Source organism: Actinoplanes sp. NBRC 101535 (assembly GCF_030269225.1).
Taxonomy (GTDB): Bacteria; Actinomycetota; Actinomycetes; order Mycobacteriales; family Micromonosporaceae; genus Actinoplanes; species Actinoplanes rectilineatus.
Genome location: NZ_BSSY01000061.1, coordinates 1 through 361, shown reverse-complemented (window position 1 = coordinate 361; position 361 = coordinate 1). Strand labels below are relative to the sequence as shown.

At 67.0% G+C, this 361-nt stretch carries 1 protein-coding gene; it reads right to left on the bottom strand.

The window, feature by feature from the left end; translation table 11 throughout:
- On the bottom strand, nt 1-345 hold a 345-nt coding region (locus QSK32_RS45345; protein ID WP_285475567.1), incomplete at its 3' end, for an ISAs1 family transposase.
- Nucleotides 346-361: the final 16 nt, after the last annotated feature.

Sequence of the window (361 nt, the reverse complement as noted above, 5' to 3'; positions counted from 1 at the left end):
CTGGTCCCCGACGGGGATCTGTGCCCGGGGCAGTTGCTTGAGCTGTTTGAACAGGGTCGGCTGGTTATCTTTCACCTGGACCGGCAGGTACGCCTTGCGGGCGGCGGTCTGTTCGGCGTGGCCGGTCTGGGTGTGCAGGGCGCCGGCGGTGAACAGCACTCCGGTGAGGGTGCCGAGGACCTTTTCGACGGCGTCGAGAAGTGGCACGAACGAGGTGATCTCGTTCGACTTCGCGTCTACGGTGACCTGCGCGATCACGATTCCGGTGGTGGTGTCCAGCGCGGACAGCAGATGCACCTGCCGGCCGTCGCCCGAGCGGGCGCCTCGCAGGGTCTTACCGTCCACCGCGATCACCTGCCGG